Source organism: Pseudomonas fluorescens, from assembly GCF_002022275.1.
GTDB lineage: Bacteria > Pseudomonadota > Gammaproteobacteria > Pseudomonadales > Pseudomonadaceae > Aquipseudomonas > Aquipseudomonas fluorescens_AJ.
In genome coordinates, this window is sequence record NZ_MSDF01000017.1 from 125,606 (window position 1) to 144,362 (window position 18,757).

The following is an 18,757-nucleotide window of genomic DNA, read 5'->3' on the forward strand; positions in this document are numbered from 1 at the left end:
TGCGCCGTTGAACCCAGACTCACCACCCAATTACCGCGCGATGACAGAGTTTGCTGGCGCAACCGCCCCCATTTGCCAGATAATCTCGCGCCTTGCAATTGGCGTCATAGCTTTGACGTCCAAGTGGTAACCGGTTATTGGCAGTGCCCGTTGGCCTGCAGCCAATCGTTCCCCGAACAGACACCGCCGTTTCAGGAGGCCAGGATGCACATTGACGGAAAGGTGGTGCCCATCAACAAGGCACAGACCACGCCATCGCCGCTCGCGCGCCTGCCGGTAGTGTTGCTGCAGGTACGTGACAAGGCTGCCCAGCAGTTGCAGCAAGGTTTGCAGGAACTGTTCGATAACGCTGACGACACCTTGTTCGAAATGGCCGACAAGGCCCGCAGCAATGCCGACCACCATATTTTCTTTGAAGCCATGCGTGACTTGCGCCTCAAGCGCAAGAATTTCGAGCGCGTGTTCATGGAGCAACTCTTCGCAGCGTTCGCCAACCTGGGCCAGACCGTGCGGGGAGAGCTGCACCTGATGCCGGTGGTGTCTTATGAGGCGACCGCGGGTACTGCCCGCGACGACCTGGAAAAGGCGGTGGCGCTGGAGGCGATGCTCGGTCGGGTCAGGCACCGCGATGGTCTGTCGTTGGGGCAACTCACCGCACGCTTGGGCGCGGTGCTCGACAAACCGCTGGATGAGCGTGATAACCCCTTGGGCCCGGCGCTGCTGTGCGAATTCTTTTTGCGCGCCGGGCGCAGCCTGGGGGTGGAAATCCGCGTCAAGTTGATCATGCTCAAGCTGTTTGAGAAATACGTGCTCAGTGACGCCGACCAACTGTTCGGCGAGGCCAACCAGTTGCTGATCGCCACCGGGGTTTTGCCCGAGCTCAAGGCGGCGCCGTCACGTCGTCCGGGAGGGCGTGCTGCGCGTGAACAACAACGCGACGACCGCCAGCCAGACGTCGACCCGCCACTGGATGAAAATGGCCAGGAAGCGTTCGCCGTGTTGCAGAAACTGCTGGCCGCCGTACGCGGCAGCGTTGCGCCCACCCTGGAAGCCAGCGCTGAACCGCTCCCCATTGCCAGTCGCGACTTGCTGCGCCTGCTTTCTCATTTGCAACAGTATGTGCCGGAGCCTGAGGCCGAAGACGATTTCGACGTGCGCAACCAGCTTGAGCAGCTGTTGACCCGGGTCAGCGTCAAAAGCGGCAAGTCCCGTGTGATTGAGGAGGCTGACGAGGACGTGATTAACCTGGTCGCCTTGCTGTTCGAGTTCATCCTCAATGACCGCAGCGTGCCGGACGCCTTCAAGGCGCTGATGGGGCGTCTGCAGATCCCGTTGTTGAAAGTGGCGGTGCTGGACAAGAGTTTTTTCAGCCGCCCCAGTCATCCGGCGCGACGATTACTCAATGAAATCGCGCGCGCCGTCATTGGCTGGAGCCCTCGCGATGACTATCGGCGCGACGGCCTGTACCTGCGCGTCGAGCACATAGTGGAGCGTTTGCTCAGTGAGTTTGTTGAAGATCAGGCGATTTTTTCCCAGCTACTGACGCAGTTCATCGCATTTTGTGCCGAGGAGCGACGCCGCAGCGAATTGCTTGAACAACACACCTATGACGCCGAAGAGGGGCGCGTGCGTACGCAAGCCGCCCGCCAGCGTGTAGCCGATGTGCTCAACCGACGGTTGCTGGGCAAGGTTTTACCGCAGGCTGTGGTGCAGTTTCTCCAGCAGGCGTGGAGCCAGGTACTCTTGCTCGCCAGCCTCAAGCACGGCGAACAGTCGGTGCAATGGCAGGCAGGGCTGCGCACCATGGATGAGTTGATCTGGAGCGTGGGCCTGCAGAAAGACACCGAGGCGGGTCGCCATCTGCTGGAGCAGTTGCCCGGTTTGCTCAAGGCACTGCGCGATGGCTTGGCGGGCGCAGCGTTTGATTCCTTCAGTACGCGTGAGTTTTTTGTGCGGCTACAGGCCATGCAGGCTCATTCCCTCGACGGCGAGGGCCTTAATACGCTGATCGAAGTGCGTGAACCCTTTGTCCTCGATAGCGGCTCACCTGACTTAAACGAATGTCTGCCGAGTGACGATCCGCACCTGTTAAAGGCTTACCAGATGCGCATTGGCGGTTGGTTTGAGTTCCAGCCGGACGAAACCACCCCCTTGCGCGCCAAGTTGACGGCCATCATGGCGCCGGCGAACACCTATATTTTTGTCAGCCGCATGGGGCTCAAAGTGCAGGACAACAGCGCGGGTCAATTGGCGATGGCCTTCAAGCGTGGTGCACTGCACCCCCTGGACGATGGGCTGCTGTTCGACCGTGCGCTGGCCGCCGTGGTCAGCAACTTGCGTCAACTCAATCGCGGCAAGTGATCGCAACCGCAGGGCCGAACGCGGCATACTGGTAACACTTCGTCTTATTTCAGGAACCTGTATGCAGTTGGACCCCGCCAGCGGTTGGTGCCAGGGCATTGCGCATTGCCCCTCGCCCAACTTCAACGAGCGCCCCGCAGGCGAAATCTCGCTGTTGGTGGTGCACAACATCAGCCTGCCCCCGGGGCAATTCGCCACGGGCAAGGTGCAGGCGTTTTTCCAGAATCGCCTGGACGTCACGGAACATGCCTACTTTGAAGGGATTGCCGACCTACGGGTGTCAGCGCATTTTCTGATTGAACGCGACGGTACGGTCACGCAATTTGTGTCATGCCGGGACCGCGCCTGGCATGCCGGGGTGTCCAGCTTCGAGGGGCGAGAAGTCTGCAATGATTTTTCCCTGGGCATCGAGCTTGAGGGGACGGACGAATTGCCGTTTACCGATGCCCAATATGCGGCACTGATCGACCTGACACGCCAACTTTTGGCCGCCTACCCTGGCATTACTTGCCAGCGCATTTGCGGTCACAGTGATATCGCTCCGGGACGCAAGACCGATCCGGGCCCGGCTTTTGATTGGAGGCGCTTTCGCAGCGCCCTGCAGGATGGAGGACACGCACAATGAGTTTCCTGGTGTTGGTGCTGGCAGTGTGGATCGAGAAATTCTCGGCCTTGCGCCACAGGTTGCAGCGCGACGGCGGATGGTTGCGTGAACTGGCGAAGCTGGAAGCCAGCCCGCGCATGGGGAAGCAGCCCTGGCTGATCCTGGCGTTGTTGGTGCTGTTGCCGGTGGCCTTGCTGGCGCTCTTGCTGCTGGTGCTGGAGCCCGTGGCTTACGGCCTGCTGGCGTTGCCGGTGCACCTGCTGATAGTGATTTACAGCCTGGGCCGTGGCGACCTGCTGGCCGGGCTCGGACCGTTTCGTGATGCGTGGCGGCGCGGTGACCTGCAAGCCGCCGAACATGTGGCCGAGCGCGACCTGAACATCTCGGCCGACAGCGGCGAGCAATTGCTGGAGCGTGTCCAGGGCCATCTGTTATGGCAGGCCTACCAAAGCTTCTTTGCGGTGATTTTCTGGTACTTCCTGCTCGGCCCCGTCGCGGCTCTGGCGTATCGCCTGTTGGCGCTGGCCAGCGAGCACAGCCAGAACCCACTGGTGGCCGAGCGCGCCGGGCAACTGCGGCACGCGTTCGACTGGCTACCGGTGCGCCTGCTGGCGGCCAGCTTTGCCTTGGTCGGCAACTTTGTCGCGGTGGGCCGGGTGATGCTCCATGAGTTGTTGAGCTGGGACATCAGCGCTGCACAGCTGGTGGAAAAAGTCGGCCTGGTGGCAGCGGAAATCCCGCCGCCGGTGGTGGGGGCTGACGGCATCAACAGCCTGGATCGCCTATGGGAACTGCTGCTGCGCGCGGCGGTGCTGTGGTATGCCGGGTTCGCCATCTGGACCGTGCTGCCCTGACTGCGAGAACACGATCAAAAATGTGGGAGATTCTATGGTTTGGGGGAAGCCCCCAAACCTTCTTTTGCCGATCGTTCCCACGCTCTGCGTGGGAATGCATCCTGTGACGCTCTGCGTCACCTGGCGCAGGACCTTAATTACCCGCCGACTTCGGGACGCGGAGCGTCCAGGGCGGCATTCCCACGCAGAGCGTGGGAACGATCAACATCGCAGGCAAGCCAGCTTCCACATGTCGTTAACCTTACGTTACAAAACTCCCTTTCGAATTGAGCTATACAGTCAGAGCGCCAACAGATAGTGGCTTTCTGCCGCAGCCCTGCGCCCAATAAAAATAATAGAAAGGGAGTTCACCCGTGAAGAGCTTGCTCTATCCCGCCGTCGCGCTGATGAATCGCCTGAGTTTCGGCATGAAATTCAGCCTGATCAGCGTGCTGTTCCTGCTGCCGATGCTGGCGACCAACTATTTTCTGGTGCGCGATTCCTGGCGTGAATTTCAGGGCACGCGTATCGAGCTGCAAAGCCTGGACCTGCTGGGTAACAGCCTGGCCCTGCGTCGCGACCTGGAAACCCTGAACAACCAGGTGCAGATCAACGCGACTCTCGGCCAGGCCGGCAAGGCCGGCGACCTTGAGGCCAAAATCAGCACCCTGGAGCAGAGCGTGTTGAGCCGCCTGCAAGGTCTTGGCGCGATGGCCACCGACCCGGAGCAAATCGCCGCGTTCGAAGCCAAGCGCGATGAGTTGATTGCCGCGTTCAAGGCTCAGCAACTGGAAACTTCGCTGCTGAGCAAAAGCGCGTTGATCGGCAAGTTACTCAACAAGGCTCAAATGCTGAGCCAGATTATCGCCAGCCAGTCGGGTTTGAGCCGAGACTCCCAAAGCGATCTGCGCCAACTCAGTGAACTGGTCATCAGCGTCACTCCACAGGTCACTCAAACCCTCGGCGAAGGGCGGGCCATGGGCGCGTACTCATTGGGCCAGGGCTTTCTCAATTCATCGTCGAGCACGCGCTTTGAAGAGTTGCAGCAGCAATTGGAAAAACTTCAGGCCGAATATGGCTTGAAACTGCAGGATGCTCTGGGTGCCAGCAAAGCCGCGCACGCAGCGCTCGACGCGTTGGCCCAGGCCAGTGCTGCCAGCCTCAAGCGTGGCAGTGAAGTGTTCGAAGAACAGGTGGTGATGGCCGAGACCCTCGACGCTCCGTGGCCGGCATTTTATGACACGGTCAGTCAGTTGATGGCCCAGACCTATCAGCTCAATGAGGCGACCCTGATCTTCCTCGGGCAGCAGTTGGAAGAACGCCTGGCGCAGAACCGCACGCACATGGTGCTGCTGGTGTGTGCCCTGAGCGCGGTGTTCTTTTTGATCTTCTATTTGTACGCCGGTTTCTACGCCTCCACCCGCACCACACTTCGACGCTTGGGGGCGATGATGGACAAGGTGGCGGCCGGCGACATGACCGTTTCCTTTGTCGCCCAGAGCCGCGATGAGCTGGGGGAACTGGGGCAGGTGTTCAATAGCACCGTGGCGAAGATCCATGACTTGATCGAACGGGTCGGGCACACCGTCAGCCAGGTCGAGCTGCAAGCTGGTCAGGTTGAGGCGGTGTCGGCCCACAGCAATCAGGCGGTGTCCGGTCAGCGCAGCCAGATCGAACAGGTGGCGACGGCCATGAACCAGATGTCGTCCACTGCCCTGGAAGTGGCACGCAGCGCGGCGGCGGCGGTGAGCAGCGCCCACAGCGTCAATGACGAAACCGTCCATGGCCGTGGCCTGGTGCAATCCCAGCAAGTCAGCATCGCGCGCCTGGCGTCGGAGATTGATGAGTCGGTGCGGGTTATCAATCAATTGGCTGCCGACAGCCAGTCCATCAGCGGTGTGCTGGAAGTGATCAAGAGCATCGCCGAACAAACCAACCTGTTGGCGCTTAACGCTGCGATCGAAGCCGCGCGCGCCGGTGAGCAAGGGCGTGGCTTTGCGGTGGTGGCCGATGAGGTGCGCACCCTGGCGCGGCGCACCCAGCACTCCACCGAGGAAATCGAACAGATGATCAGCCGCTTGCACAGTGGTGTAGGGGCGGCGGTGAAAGCCATGGGCAGCAGTCACGCCATGGCGAATGGCACCGTGGGGCAGTCGGAAAAAGTCCAGCAGGCCCTGGAAAATATCCTCGGCGCTGTAGGCATGATCGTCGACCAGAATCAGCAGATCGCCGCGGCAGTGGAGCAGCAAACCGCGGTGGCCCACGATATCGACCAGAACATCGTCGAAATCAACCGTGCAGGTGAACACGCCGCCAGGGGCGCGCATCAGACCGAGGCCGCGAGCCGGCAGCTGTCGATGCAGGTCATCGAGCTGAAGCAGTTGATCGGAGCGTTTCGCGTGTAGGACTGGCGAGTAGGACCTGTCGTCGACGGGTGTGGTGCGTGTCCTGATTTCCCTGTGAGTCTTTTTTCATGGCGTGAATGGGTGAAAATTTGTTTCAACCCGTCACCGTCCAAGGGAGGCACAGCGATGATCGCTGCGATCTGTATCAAAGGGCACTGCGCCCACTGCGGCATCACTTTTGCGCTCAAGCCCTGGCAGATGAATGCCATTGCCATTCATGAGCCCTTTGCATGCCCGTACTGCCACCAGCCCCTGCACTTGAACTGCCCCCGGCAACAGCGTCAGTTCAAGGCGCTGGACCACTGGGCGATGGTCCCTCCGGGCATGGTGGTGTTCACCTGCGTGGTGCTGATCGTTGCGTTGGTGGCGGAGTGGGTGGGCCTGCTCGGTGTAATCGGGCAACTGAATATTTCGCTGATGGTGCTGCTGGTGCACTTTCTGGTGTTGCGTCATGTCCGCTATCGACAGCGGGTGACGGTGAATCTGCAAGCGGTTCGCCCACTACCAGTTGAACACCTCACACGCATTGCGCGTGCTCGCCTCAGCCAGTAATGAAGGGCTGATGCCCATGTATTCGGCCAAGGCCGTGCAGATGTCCGGCAAGTGTTGCGGGCTGTTGCGCTGCCCGGGGTACATGGCAGGCGCCATGTCCGGCGAGTCGGTTTCCAGCACCACGGCGTCAAGCGGTAATTGGGCGAGAACCTTGTGCATGCGCAGCGCCTGGGGCCAAGTGGGCGCGCCGCCCAGGCCCAGTTTGAAGCCAAGCTTGATGTACTCGCGGGCCTCCTCAACGCTGCCGGCGAAGGCGTGAATGATGCCGCCGCGTGGCAGGCGAATGCGTTTGAGCGTTGCGATAACAGCGGCGTGGCTACGACGAACATGCAGCAGGGCCGGTAAGTGGAAGTCCGCGGCCAGTTTCAGTTGCGCTTCAAACAGCACTTGCTGGCGTTCGCGGTCCAGATGCTCAAGGAAGTAATCCAGGCCGATTTCGCCGACCGCACACAGCTGCCGATGGCCGTGCAGGCGCGTCAACCACTCGCCCAGTTCGGTCAGGTCGGCGGGGCGATGCTCATCCAGGTACACCGGGTGCAGGCCGAAGGCGGCGAATAGTCCGTCATCCTCTTGCACCAGATCCCACACGCGTTGCCAATTGTGCTGATACACCCCCAACACGACCATGCGTGTTACGCCGAGTTGGCGGCTGCGGGCGAGGACGTCCCGGCGATCGTCATCGAAGTCCGGGAAGTCCAGATGGGTGTGGGTGTCGATCAGCTCCACGCTCAAGCCTCGTGAATGCGCTGCTTGAAGGTTCGGCCAATCGCATGCACACCGGGCTGGTAGTGTTCTTCTTCAATCGCGGCCAGGGCCAGGCGCAGGGCGGTGTCGGCGATCAACTGATGTTGCTGGGCCATGGCGTTGACGGGCAACGGCAGGAAGTCCAGCAGCTGTGTGTCACCAAACGTGCCCAGGCGCAGCGGCCGCGATTTGAGGGGGTAATCGTGCAGCGCGTCAAACACGCCCTGCAGCAGCACGTAGGACGTGGTCACCAGCGCGTCAGGCAAATGCCCGAGTTGTTGTAGAAGTTGCTCCATCAACTGTCGGCCGCAATCACGGCTGAAGGCTTCGCCGTGTTCGACGATCACTTCACCGGCGAACCCTTGCAGCGCTTCGTGGAACCCGGCGGCGCGTTCCTGGCTGATGCTCAGCTCCGGGCGTGCGCCAATCAACACGATTTGCTTGGGCTGCGGCTGCAACAGGCTGCTCGTCAGTTGCTGGCACGCCTGGCGGTCGTCGCTGACCACCGAGCAGAACTGGCCCGGCTCCATGACCCGGTCGATGGCAATCACCGGCAGGCCCTTGTCTTGCAGCTCGCGGTAACTGTCATCGCTGGCCGGCAGGCAGCTGGCGACAAACAGCGCATCACAGCGCCGCGCGCGGAACAGTTTGAGCAGTTGGCGTTCGCTGTCGGCCTCGTCGTCGGAGCTGGCAATCAGCAACTGATAACCTCGCGCCCGTGCACCCTGCTCCAACAGCTTGGCGATGCGTGCGTAACTGGGGTTTTCCAGGTCCGGCAAAATAAAACCCAAGGTGCGCGTATGCCGACTGCGCAGCCCGGCCGCCTGGGGGTTGGGGGTAAAACCATGGGCCTCGACCACCGCACGCACCCGCTCGACGGTCGCGGTGCTGATGCGTTGCTGTTCGGCCTTGCCATTGATGACATAGCTGGCGGTGGTAACGGACACACCGGCCAGACGGGCGATATCACTGAGTTTCAAACCGGGATTTCCTTGTTTTTTAGAGCTTGCCCCGACATTTTGTCCAATCGTAACCGATTCCTGCACAGGACCCATGTCTGAACTCAAGCGCCGAGTGGCCCTTCAAGTGTGCGAAATTAACGCGTAACCTTCCATAAATTCTAGATTAAACGTTTCAGCAGGCGTATTTTCACGATGTTCGTCACCGAGTAGCTACTGCCAATTGACCACTCGGTCAGCTATTTCTGAACACCTTTGCGCTGATTTATTCAAAACAATACCTAGTGCCCCCATGGCACTAACTAGGAGAACGGCATGCTTGAGCTCACTGTAGAGCAGATTTCCATGGGCCAGGTGGCTGTGGATAAATCTGCTGCCTTGCACCTGCTCGCTGACACACTGGTGGCCGACGGCCTGGTCGCCGAAGGTTATCTCAGTGGCTTGCAAGCCCGTGAGGCCCAAGGCTCGACATTCCTTGGCCAAGGCATCGCCATTCCCCACGGCACCCCCGAAACCCGTGACCAGGTATTTTCCACCGGCGTGCGCCTGCTGCAGTTCCCCGAAGGGGTGGATTGGGGTGACGGCCAGATCGTTTACCTGGCCATTGGCATTGCCGCCAAATCCGACGAACACCTGCGCCTGCTGCAACTGCTGACCCGTGCCCTCGGTGAAACCGACCTGGGCCAGGCGCTGCGCCGTGCCGGGACCGCCGAAGCCTTGCTGAAACTGCTGCAAGGCGCGCCGCAGGAACTGGCACTGGATGCGCAGATGATCAGCCTGGGCGTGTCTGCCGACGATTTTGAAGAGCTGGTATGGCGAGGGGCACGCCTGCTGCGCCAGGCCGATTGCGTGAGCAATGGTTTCGCCGCCGTGTTGCAGCAAGTCGACGCGCTGCCCCTGGGCGACGGCCTGTGGTGGCTGCACAGCGAGCAGACGGTCAAGCGTCCGGGCCTGGCATTCGTCACCCCCGACAAGCCCATGCGTTACCTCGGCCAGCCGCTGAACGGCTTGTTCTGCCTGGCGAGCCTGGGTGAGGCGCACCAGACCTTGCTCGAACGTCTCTGTGCATTGCTGATTGAAGGGCGCGGCCAGGAACTGGGGCGTGCCACCAGCAGCCGCGCCGTGCTGGAAGTGCTTGGCGGCGAACTGCCTCCCGACTGGCCGAGCGCACGCATTACCTTGGCCAATGCCCACGGCCTGCATGCGCGCCCGGCGAAGATTCTCGCGCAGTTGGCGAAAAGTTTTGACGGCGATATCCGCGTGCGCGTTGTCGATGGCCCGGCGGGCGCGGTGTCGGTGAAAAGCCTGAGCAAGTTGCTGAGCCTCGGCGCGCGTCGCGGTCAGGTGCTGGAGTTTGTGGCCGAGCCGACGATTGCCGGGGATGCGCTGCCCGCGCTGTTGGCGGCGGTGGAAGAAGGGCTCGGCGAAGAAGTCGAGTCGTTGCCGACCGCCAGCGCTCAACCCGCAGCCGTCGATAGTGAACCGGTGGCCAGCGCGCCACTGGCCGGCAGCCAACTCCAGGCTATCGCCGCCGCGCCAGGTATTGCCATCGGCCCGGCGCATATCCAGATTCAACAGGTGTTCGATTACCCGCTGCGCGGTGAATCCTCTGCCATTGAACGCCAGCGCCTGCATGCAGCACTCACTGATGTACGCGCTGACATCCAGGGTCTGATCGAGCGCAGCACGTCCAAAGCTATTCGCGAGATCTTCATCACCCACCAGGAAATGCTCGACGACCCGGAACTGACCGACGAAGTCGACACCCGGCTCAAACAAGGCGAAAGCGCTGAGGCCGCGTGGATGAGCGTGATCGAAGCCGCCGCCAAACAGCAAGAGGCGTTGCAGGACGCCTTGCTCGCCGAGCGCGCTGCCGACTTGCGTGACATTGGCCGCCGCGTGCTGGCGCAACTCTGCGGCGTTGAAACCGCCCAGGAGCCGAGTGAACCTTACATTCTGGTGATGGACGAAGTCGGTCCGTCGGACGTTGCACGCCTCGACCCGACCCGCGTCGCCGGCATTCTCACTGCCCGTGGCGGCGCTACGGCCCACAGCGCCATCGTCGCCCGTGCCCTGGGCATTCCGGCGCTGGTCGGCGCCGGCGCAGGCGTCTTGCTGCTTACTGCCGGCACGCCCTTGTTGCTCGACGGCCAGCGCGGTCGCCTGCATGTGTCCCCTGACGCCGCCACCCTGCAACGCGCCACCGTCGAGCGCGACACCCGCGAACAACGCTTGCAAGCCGCCTCGGCCCAGCGCCATCAACCGGCCCTGACCCGCGACGGCCACGCCGTGGAAGTGTTCGCCAATATCGGCGAAAGCGCAGGCGTTGCCGCTGCGGTGGAGCAGGGCGCCGAAGGCATCGGCTTGTTGCGTACCGAACTGATTTTCATGGCCCACCCGCAAGCGCCGGACGAAGCCACCCAGGAAGCCGAATACCGTCGCGTGCTCGACGGTCTCGGTGGTCGCCCGCTGGTGGTGCGTACCCTCGACGTCGGCGGTGACAAACCGCTGCCATATTGGCCCATCGCCCAGGAAGAAAACCCCTTCCTCGGCGTGCGCGGCATTCGTCTGACCTTGCAGCGCCCCAAGATCATGGAAGCGCAATTGCGCGCGCTGCTGCGCTCGGCGGACAACCGCCCGCTGCGCATCATGTTCCCCATGGTCGGCAGCGTTGATGAATGGCGCGCGGCCCGCGACATGACCGAGCGCCTGCGCCTGGAAATTCCGGTGGCCGACTTGCAACTGGGCATCATGATCGAGGTGCCATCGGCGGCCTTGCTCGCGCCGGTGCTCGCCAAAGAGGTCGATTTTTTCAGCGTCGGCACCAACGACCTGACCCAGTACACCCTGGCCATCGACCGTGGTCACCCGACGCTGTCTGCCCAAGCCGATGGCCTGCACCCGGCGGTGTTGCAACTGATCGACATCACCGTGCGCGCTGCCCATGCCCATGGTAAATGGGTGGGCGTGTGCGGCGAGCTGGCAGCCGACCCGCTGGCCGTGCCGGTGCTGATTGGCCTTGGTGTGGATGAGTTGAGCGTGTCGGCCCGCAGCATTCCTGAAGTGAAGGCGCGGGTGCGTGAATTCAGTCTGAGCGAGGCACAGGGCCTGGCGCAAAAAGCACTGACGGTGGGCTCGCCCGCCGAAGTGCGTGCCCTTGTGGAGGCCGTGTAAATGGCGAACATTTTATGCCTGACGCTGAACCCGGCGTTGGACCTGACAGTACGCCTTGAGCGCCTGGAACCGGGTGAAGTCAACCGCAGCCAAACCGTGCTGACCCATGCTGCCGGCAAGGGCGTGAATGTGGCGCAGGTGTTGGCGGATCTGGGTCATCACGTGAGCGTGGGCGGCTTTCTTGGTGCGGCCAACCCCCAGGCCTTCGAGGCGCTGATCGCCCGCCGTGGGTTCGGTGACTCGTTCATTCGTGTGCCGGGCGAAACCCGAAGCAATATCAAGATTGCCGAGCAGGACGGCCGGGTCACCGATATCAATGCGCCGGGGCCTGAGGTGAGTGAGCAGGCACAAAAAAAGCTGCTCAAGCTGCTCGCGGTGGTCGGCCCTGAATTCGATGCGGTGGTGGTTGCCGGCAGCTTGCCGCGCGGCGTCAGCCCGCAGTGGTTTCAAGGGTTGTTGGAGCAATTGAAGAGCCTCGGTTTGAAAGTCGCCCTCGACACCAGTGGCGAAGCGCTGCGCGCCGGTTTGCAAGCAGGCCCGTGGATGGTCAAACCCAATACCGAAGAGCTGGCCGAAGCCCTGGGTAACTCCCCGGACGCAATCAACCGCCTGCATCAGCAAGGCGTGGAACATGTGGTGGTTTCCGACGGCGCTGCCGGGGTGAACTGGTACAGCCCGGGGTCGGCCTTGCATGCCACGCCGCCGAAGGTTGTGGTCGCCAGCACCGTGGGGGCGGGTGATTCGCTGCTCGCCGGGATGCTCCACGGTTTGCTCAGTGGCGATGCGCCCGAGAAAACCCTGCGCCGCGCCACGGCCATCGCCGCCATGGCAGTCACGCAAATCGGTTTCGGCATCAGCGATGACGCGCAGTTGGCGCGTCTCGAAAGCGGCGTCGATGTGCGCGCGCTCACAGAACAATAAGAGGGTTTGTGATGAAGTTAGCCATTGTTACCGCCTGCCCGAACGGCATGGTCACCAGTGTGCTGTGCGCCCGCTTGTTGGACGCCGCCGCGCAACGCATGGGCTTACGCACCAGCGTCGAAGTGGTTGACGTGCAGCGCCCGGAACGCCAGTTGTCCCAGGCCACCCTTGATGACGCCGAATGGGTCTTGCTGGTCAGCAGCACGCCGGTCGATATGCAGCGGTTTGTCGGCAAGCGCGTGTTCCAGAGCACGCCGGCCCAGGCGCTGGCGGATGTCGACGCAGTACTGCGTCGCGGTGCCGAAGAGGCTCAGGTGTATGTCGCCAGCGCGGCACCGGCGGTTGCGAAGAACGCCCCGCGTATCGTCGCAATTACTGCCTGCCCGACGGGCGTGGCCCACACCTTCATGGCCGCCGAAGCCTTGCAGCAAACCGCCAAACGCCTGGGCTACGACTTGCAGGTCGAAACCCAGGGCTCGGTGGGCGCGCGTACGCCATTGAGTCCCCAAGCCATTGCCGATGCCGACGTGGTGTTGTTGGCCGCCGATATCGAAGTCGCCACTGAGCGCTTCGCCGGCAAGAAGATTTACCGCTGCGGCACTGGCATTGCCCTCAAGCAATCCGAAGCCACCCTCAACAAGGCCCTGGCCGAAGGCGCGGTGGAAAGCGCGGGCAGCGGCGTGGTGGCGAAGAAAGAAAAAACCGGCGTCTACAAACACCTGCTCACCGGCGTGTCGTTCATGTTGCCGATGGTGGTGGCGGGCGGGTTGCTCATCGCCTTGTCGTTTGTATTCGGCATTCATGCTTTTGAAGAAAAGGGCACTCTGGCGGCAGCGCTCAAGACCGTCGGCGATCAGGCTTTCATGCTGATGGTGCCGTTGCTCGCGGGCTATATCGCCTACTCGATTGCCGACCGGCCTGGCATCGCGCCCGGCATGATCGGCGGCTTGTTGGCGGGCACCTTGGGGGCGGGCTTTATCGGCGGCATTTTCGCCGGTTTCCTCGCGGGTTACTGCGTCAAACTGATCACCCGCGCGGTGAAGTTGCCGCAAAGCCTGGAGGCGCTCAAGCCGATCCTGATCATTCCGTTGCTGGCGAGTTTGTTCACCGGCCTTGCGATGATTTATCTGGTCGGGCCGCCGGTTGCGCGGCTGCTCACCGGCCTGACAGACTTTCTCAGCACCATGGGCACCACCAACGCAGTGCTGCTGGGGATCCTGCTGGGCGGCATGATGTGCGTGGATTTGGGCGGGCCGATCAACAAGGCGGCCTATGCGTTTTCCGTCGGCTTGCTGGCGGCGTCCAGCGGTGCGCCGATGGCCGCGACCATGGCCGCCGGGATGGTGCCGCCAATCGGCATGGGCATTGCCACGTTCCTGGCGCGACGCAAGTTTGCCCAGACCGAACGCGAGGCCGGCAAGGCCGCGATGATTCTTGGCCTGTGCTTTATCTCCGAAGGCGCCATTCCGTTTGCCGCCAAAGACCCGCTGCGGGTGATCCCGGCCAGCATCGCCGGGGGCGCGCTGACGGGGGCGCTGTCGATGTACTTTGGCTGCAAACTCGCAGCGCCGCACGGTGGGTTGTTTGTGTTGATCATCCCGAATGCGATGAACCATGCGCTGTTGTATTTGCTGGCGATTGTGGCCGGCAGCCTGCTGACGGGGTTGGTGTACGCGTTGATCAAACGCCCGGAAGCGGTCGAGTTGGCAGTCACGGTTTAAAAATGTGGGAGCTGGCTTGTGTGGGAGCTGGCTTGCCTGCGATAGCATCAACAGGGTGTAACTGATACACCGAGGTGTCTGCATCGCAGCGGTGCGACGATTCGACAAGCCAGCTCCCACCTTTGATCTTCATTGTCATTGAGACGGGTGTCACATGGGCTTCATCCGCCCATGCTTAAGTTTCCCTTTTGACGCTCAAGAGGGAACCTGCATGAGCCACTTCGATCTCGGCCGCCGCCGTGTGATGCAAGCCGTCGGCGCGGGCCTGTTGTTGCCGGGTTTGGCCCCGGCGGTGATTGCTTCGGTGAAGGACCGCCCGCAACTCACCGACGGTGTGCAGTCCGGCGACTTGCTCGGCGACCGTGCGATGATCTGGAGCCGCAACGACCGCCCCGCGCGCATGGTGGTGGAGTGGGACACCCGCAGCGTGTTCAGCAACCCGCGTAAATTCATCTCGCCGCTGGCCGACAATCGTACCGACTTTACCGCCCGCGTCGAGCTCACCGGGCTGCCCGCCGACCAGGCGATTTTCTACCGCGTGCATTTCGAAGACGCCCAGACCGGCGTCGCCAGCGAGCCGTGGTTCGGCCACCTGCGCAGCGTGCCGCAGCAGCGCCGTGACATCCGTTTTGTGTGGAGTGGCGATACTGTCGGCCAGGGCTTCGGCATCAACCCGGACATCGGCGGCATGCGCATCTATGAAGCCATGCGCCTGCGCCTGCCGGACTTTTTTATCCACAGCGGCGACACCATCTACGCCGACGGCCCGGTGCCCGCGCAGCTCACCGTCGAAGACGGGCGCATCTGGCGCAATATCACCACCGAGGCCAAGAGCAAGGTCGCTGAAACCCTGGATGAATATCGCGGCAACTACCGCTACAACCTGCTTGATGAAAACGTGCGCCGCTTCAATGCCGAAGTGCCGCAGATCTGGCAGTGGGACGACCACGAAGTGGTGAATAACTGGTCGCCGAGCAAGCAGCTCGATGAGCGTTATCAGACCAAAGAGATCAACACCCTGGTCGGCCGCGCGCGCCAGGCCTGGTTGGAATACTCGCCGATGCGCCGGCAAGCCGCCGACGGTGGCGGGCGGATTTACCGCAAGCTCAGTTATGGCCCGTTGCTGGATGTGTTCGTGCTGGACATGCGCAGCTATCGCGGCCCCAACGATGACAATCTGGGCGGCGAAAAACCCTTCATGGGCCGTGAGCAACTGGACTGGCTCAAGCGCGAACTCAAAGCGTCACAGGCTCAGTGGAAAGTGGTCGCTGCCGACATGCCTATCGGCCTTGGTGTGCCCGACGGCGAAGTCAGCCCGGGTGTGCCGCGCTGGGAAGCCATCGCCAACGGTGACCCCGGCCCGGCGCAGGGGCGTGAGCTGGAGATCGCCGAACTGCTGGGTTTTTTGCGCGCGCAAGAGGTACGCAACCATGTGTGGCTGACGGCGGATGTGCATTACTGTGCCGCGCATCACTATCACCCGGACCGTGCGGCGTTTCAGGATTTCGAGCCATTTTGGGAGTTTGTGGCCGGGCCGTTGAACGCCGGGAGTTTTGGGCCGAATAAGCTGGATAAGACGTTCGGGCCCGAGGTGGTTTTCCAGAAGGCGCCGACGGTGCAGAACAGCTCGCCATTGGCCGGGTTTCAGTTTTTTGGCGAGGTGCAGATTGATGGGCAGACCGCGGAGTTGACTGTGGTGTTGCGGGATCTGGATGGGGTTTCGGTGTTTGAGCAAAAGCTGCAGCCCGTCTGACCTGGACTGTAATCAAAACTGTATGTGGGCTTGTGTGGGAGCTGGCTTGCCTGCGATAGCATCACTGCGGTGTGACTGACACACCGGGGTGTCTGCATCGCAGGCAAGCCAGCTCCCAACTTTGCCCCGCGGTGTTTAGGGGGGCTTAGTACACATCCCGGCGATAACGGCCTTGCTCGATCAACCGCTCCACCGCCTCGCTGCCAAGGATGTCGTGCAGCGCCTGATCCACCCCCGCTGCCATCCCCTGCAAACTCCCGCACACATAAATCGCGGCGCCGTCCGCCAGCCATTTACGCAGCACATCCGCCGATTCACGCAGGCGGTCCTGCACGTAGATTTTCTCTTCCTGATCGCGGGAAAACGCCAGGTCCAGCAGGGCGAGGTCGCCGCTGGCGAGCCAGCCTTGCAGCTCGTCCTGGCACAGGTAGTCGTGGGCGATATTGCGTTCGCCGAACAGCAACCAGTTGCGTTGCTGGCCGTCGGCAATGCGCGCCTTGAGCAAGCTGCGCAACCCGGCGAGGCCGGTGCCGTTGCCGAGCAGAATCAATGGCACCGGCGCCTGTGGCAGGTGGAAGCCGCTGTTGCGGCGCAGGCGCAGGCTGATGCCCGAACCGAGCGTGGCGTGTTCGGTCAGCCAGCCAGAGCCCAGGCCGAGGCTGCCGTCCGGGTGGCGTTCCTGGCGCACGATCAGTTCCAGCACGCCATCGCTGGCAATCGAGGCAATCGAGGCAATCGAGTATTCGCGCATGCCCAACGGCACCAGTGCGTTGACCAGCGCTTGAGCATGCAAGCCAACCAGATGGGCGCGGTTATCCGGCAGTTGGCGGGTGGTCAAGGCCTGGTTGAGGGTTTGCGGCAGGTCGTCGACCAGCACGCCGTCGCTGCCGGTCAGGCCCAAACCGGCGAGGAAGTGCTCGAGAGCCCACGGGCCATTGCGCGGCAGGATTTCCACCAGGTCGCCGGCCAGCCAGGTCTGCGCAGAGGGCGGCGTGAGACCCAGCAGGTAAACGTCTGCACCGACACTGCCGCGGTTGAGCAGGGTGCGTTGGCTCAGCGTCCAGTTTTCGTACTGCGCCGGCTGCCAGACGGTTGCGGGTGCGTGGCCTGTGAGTTGGCCCAGTTGCTGTTGCCAGGTCTGCAACGCCAGGGTGTCGCCGCTGTCGACTTCCACCGGGGCGAACAGCGCGTTGCCGCCCTGGTTTGTCAGCCAGAAATGCAGGCGTCGGGCAAAGCCGCAGAAATGTTCATATTGGCGGTCACCCAAGGCCAGCATCGAATAGTTCAGGCCTTTGAGAGACAGGTCCTGGCCGAGTACGCTGCGTTCGAAACCCCGGGCGCTGTCGGGGGCTTCGCCGTCGCCGAACGTGCTGACCACGAACAACGCATTTTCTGACTGGCTCAAGTCACTTTGACTGACGCTGCCCAGCGGCTGCACCTTCACTGGCAGGCCCGCGGCCTGTAGTTGCGCCGCCGTCTGCCACGCCAGCTGTTCGGCGAAACCGCTCTGGCTGGCGAAGCCGATCAGCCACGCAGGCGCATGACTCTGGTTGGCGCCAAGCCCTTTACGGGCGTCGCGCACCTGGCGTTTTTTGCGACGACGGTCGAGGTACAGCAGCCAGCCGGTGATGAAGAACAGCGGCATCATCAACGAACTGACGGTGAGGATAATCCGCCCCGGCAGGCCGAAGTAACTGCCGGTGTGCAGCGCGTAAATACTGGTGAGCAGCTGGGACGTGAAGCTCTTGCTGGCGTAGCGGTCCTGGGACTTGACCTCACCGGTGGCCGGGTCGAGGTTGATCTGGTTCAGCGCGCGGTCGTGGGGCGATGATTTGAGCAGGTAATACACGATAGCCGGCTGCCCGGCGACGGCCGGCATGCGGATGTTGTAGGCGCTCAGCTCGGGACCGGCGTTGCTGTAGATACTGCTCCAGATGGCGTCGTAATCAGCCACGGGCGCGGGGCCTTCGGGGGCCGGGCCACGTTTGCGCGCGCGCTCGTTTTGCGGGGCGTCGGACATCAGTTTGTTCAGGCCCTGGCTGTACCAGTCGTAAGACCAATACAGGCCGGTCAGCGCCGAGAACAGATAAAACAGCAGGCACCAGGTGCCGAACACTGAGTGCAGTTCCCAGTTGAAGCTGCGACCTTTTTTGCGCCAGTCCAGCGTCAACCAGGCACGCCAGCTCGCCACCTGGCGCGGCCAGCGCAGGTACAGGCCGGACAGGCAGAAAAACACCAGAATCAGCGTGCAGGCGCCGGTGATGTTGCGCCCGACATCGCCCATGACCAGGAAGCGGTGGAACTGCAGGATAAAGCCGAACACGTCCTGGCCGACGGCGTCGCCCATATAATCGCCGGTGTAGGGGTCGAAGTAGCGCATCTGGCCACGCCGCTCGCCGGGCGGGGCGGTGAAAAACACGCGCGCGGCGTTGCCGCTCTCGCTTTCCACCCAGAGCATGGAGACGGTCTTGCCTTCGGTAGCTTCCAGCTTGCGCACCAGTTCCGCAGGCGGCAGCACGCCGGCTTCGCGTTTTTGCACGCTCAGTACGGTGGGGTTGAGCGCCTGCAGAATTTCATCCTGAAACGAGACCGTGGCCCCGGTGATCCCCATCAACGCCAACACCAGCCCGGCAGTAATGCCGAAGAACCAGTGCAACTGGAACAGGGTTTTCTTCAACACGTCGGACCGCCTCGCTCAGCTGGATAGATACGTCACGGCGCGCATTATGC

12 protein-coding genes are annotated in these 18,757 nt (G+C 62.3%); 9 read left to right on the forward strand and 3 right to left on the reverse strand.

All coding sequences use genetic code 11. The features are described from left to right. Positions 1–204: 204 nt before the first annotated feature. The 5 genes from BFW87_RS15630 to BFW87_RS15655 all read left to right on the forward strand — a co-directional run bounded on the left by BFW87_RS15630 (position 205) and on the right by BFW87_RS15655 (position 6,755). Positions 205–2,361 carry a DUF1631 domain-containing protein gene (locus BFW87_RS15630; protein WP_078740672.1) on the forward strand — a complete coding sequence of 719 codons (2,157 nt, stop codon included), beginning with the start codon at positions 205–207 and terminating at the stop codon, positions 2,359–2,361. Positions 2,362–2,422: 61 nt separating this feature from the next. After that, the gene (ampD, locus tag BFW87_RS15635) at positions 2,423–2,986 is read left to right on the forward strand and encodes a 1,6-anhydro-N-acetylmuramyl-L-alanine amidase AmpD (protein WP_078740673.1); all 564 of its coding nucleotides are present in this window, start codon (positions 2,423–2,425) and stop codon (positions 2,984–2,986) included. Then, positions 2,983–3,819, forward strand: coding sequence for a regulatory signaling modulator protein AmpE (gene ampE, locus BFW87_RS15640; protein ID WP_078740674.1), 837 nt, complete (start codon positions 2,983–2,985; stop codon positions 3,817–3,819). Before ampD ends, ampE begins: the two co-directional genes overlap by 4 nt. 1,679 nt (positions 3,820–5,498) lie before the next feature. After that, complete coding sequence (locus BFW87_RS32625) at positions 5,499–6,203, forward strand: methyl-accepting chemotaxis protein (protein WP_439848388.1); 705 nt, start codon at positions 5,499–5,501, stop codon at positions 6,201–6,203. 126 nt (positions 6,204–6,329) lie between these two features. After that, positions 6,330–6,755 carry a hypothetical protein gene (locus tag BFW87_RS15655; RefSeq protein WP_078740677.1) on the forward strand — a complete coding sequence of 142 codons (426 nt, stop codon included), beginning with the start codon at positions 6,330–6,332 and terminating at the stop codon, positions 6,753–6,755. On the opposite strand, the gene BFW87_RS15660 is transcribed toward BFW87_RS15655, so the two are convergent. Then, positions 6,705–7,481 carry a TatD family hydrolase gene (locus tag BFW87_RS15660; protein WP_078740678.1) on the reverse strand — a complete coding sequence of 259 codons (777 nt, stop codon included), beginning with the start codon at positions 7,479–7,481 and terminating at the stop codon, positions 6,705–6,707. The genes BFW87_RS15655 and BFW87_RS15660 overlap by 51 nt on opposite strands. 2 nt (positions 7,482–7,483) lie before the next feature. Continuing rightward, entirely contained in the window at positions 7,484–8,479 is a 996-nt protein-coding gene (gene cra, locus BFW87_RS15665) for a catabolite repressor/activator (protein ID WP_078740679.1), read from the reverse strand. Positions 8,480–8,773: 294 nt separating this feature from the next. Here cra and ptsP point away from each other — a divergent pair, with 294 nt between their 5' ends. The 4 genes from ptsP to BFW87_RS15685 all read left to right on the forward strand — a co-directional run bounded on the left by ptsP (position 8,774) and on the right by BFW87_RS15685 (position 16,027). Further along, positions 8,774–11,632: a phosphoenolpyruvate--protein phosphotransferase gene (ptsP, locus tag BFW87_RS15670; protein ID WP_078740680.1), complete on the forward strand. Its 2,859-nt coding sequence runs from the start codon at positions 8,774–8,776 to the stop codon at positions 11,630–11,632. Beyond that, on the forward strand, positions 11,633–12,553 hold the full coding sequence (gene pfkB, locus BFW87_RS15675) for a 1-phosphofructokinase (RefSeq protein WP_078740681.1): 921 nt from the start codon (positions 11,633–11,635) through the stop codon (positions 12,551–12,553). It begins immediately after the preceding gene. A gap of 11 nt (positions 12,554–12,564) precedes the next feature. Next, complete coding sequence (locus BFW87_RS15680) at positions 12,565–14,274, forward strand: PTS fructose-like transporter subunit IIB (RefSeq protein ID WP_078740682.1); 1,710 nt, start codon at positions 12,565–12,567, stop codon at positions 14,272–14,274. Between the two features lie 211 nt (positions 14,275–14,485). Next, complete coding sequence (locus tag BFW87_RS15685; protein WP_078740683.1) at positions 14,486–16,027, forward strand: alkaline phosphatase D family protein; 1,542 nt, start codon at positions 14,486–14,488, stop codon at positions 16,025–16,027. A 145-nt stretch (positions 16,028–16,172) separates the two neighbouring features. Here the strand turns inward: BFW87_RS15685 and BFW87_RS15690 are convergent, their stop codons facing one another. Continuing rightward, positions 16,173–18,707 (reverse strand): PepSY domain-containing protein, encoded by a 2,535-nt coding sequence (locus BFW87_RS15690; RefSeq protein ID WP_078740684.1) that lies wholly within the window; start codon positions 18,705–18,707, stop codon positions 16,173–16,175. Positions 18,708–18,757: the final 50 nt, after the last annotated feature.

Bases quoted from the DNA above. Each gene is read 5' to 3' on its own strand.
- BFW87_RS15630 (WP_078740672.1), top strand. From the start codon at position 205: ATGCACATTGACGGAAAGGTGGTGCCCATCAACAAGGCACAGACCACG.
- ampD (WP_078740673.1), top strand. From the start codon at position 2,423: ATGCAGTTGGACCCCGCCAGCGGTTGGTGCCAGGGCATTGCGCATTGC.
- BFW87_RS15680 (WP_078740682.1), top strand. From the start codon at position 12,565: ATGAAGTTAGCCATTGTTACCGCCTGCCCGAACGGCATGGTCACCAGT.
- BFW87_RS15655 (WP_078740677.1), top strand. From the start codon at position 6,330: ATGATCGCTGCGATCTGTATCAAAGGGCACTGCGCCCACTGCGGCATC.
- BFW87_RS32625 (WP_439848388.1), top strand. From the start codon at position 5,499: ATGTCGTCCACTGCCCTGGAAGTGGCACGCAGCGCGGCGGCGGCGGTG.
- pfkB (WP_078740681.1), top strand. From the start codon at position 11,633: ATGGCGAACATTTTATGCCTGACGCTGAACCCGGCGTTGGACCTGACA.
- ptsP (WP_078740680.1), top strand. From the start codon at position 8,774: ATGCTTGAGCTCACTGTAGAGCAGATTTCCATGGGCCAGGTGGCTGTG.
- BFW87_RS15685 (WP_078740683.1), top strand. From the start codon at position 14,486: ATGAGCCACTTCGATCTCGGCCGCCGCCGTGTGATGCAAGCCGTCGGC.
- ampE (WP_078740674.1), top strand. From the start codon at position 2,983: ATGAGTTTCCTGGTGTTGGTGCTGGCAGTGTGGATCGAGAAATTCTCG.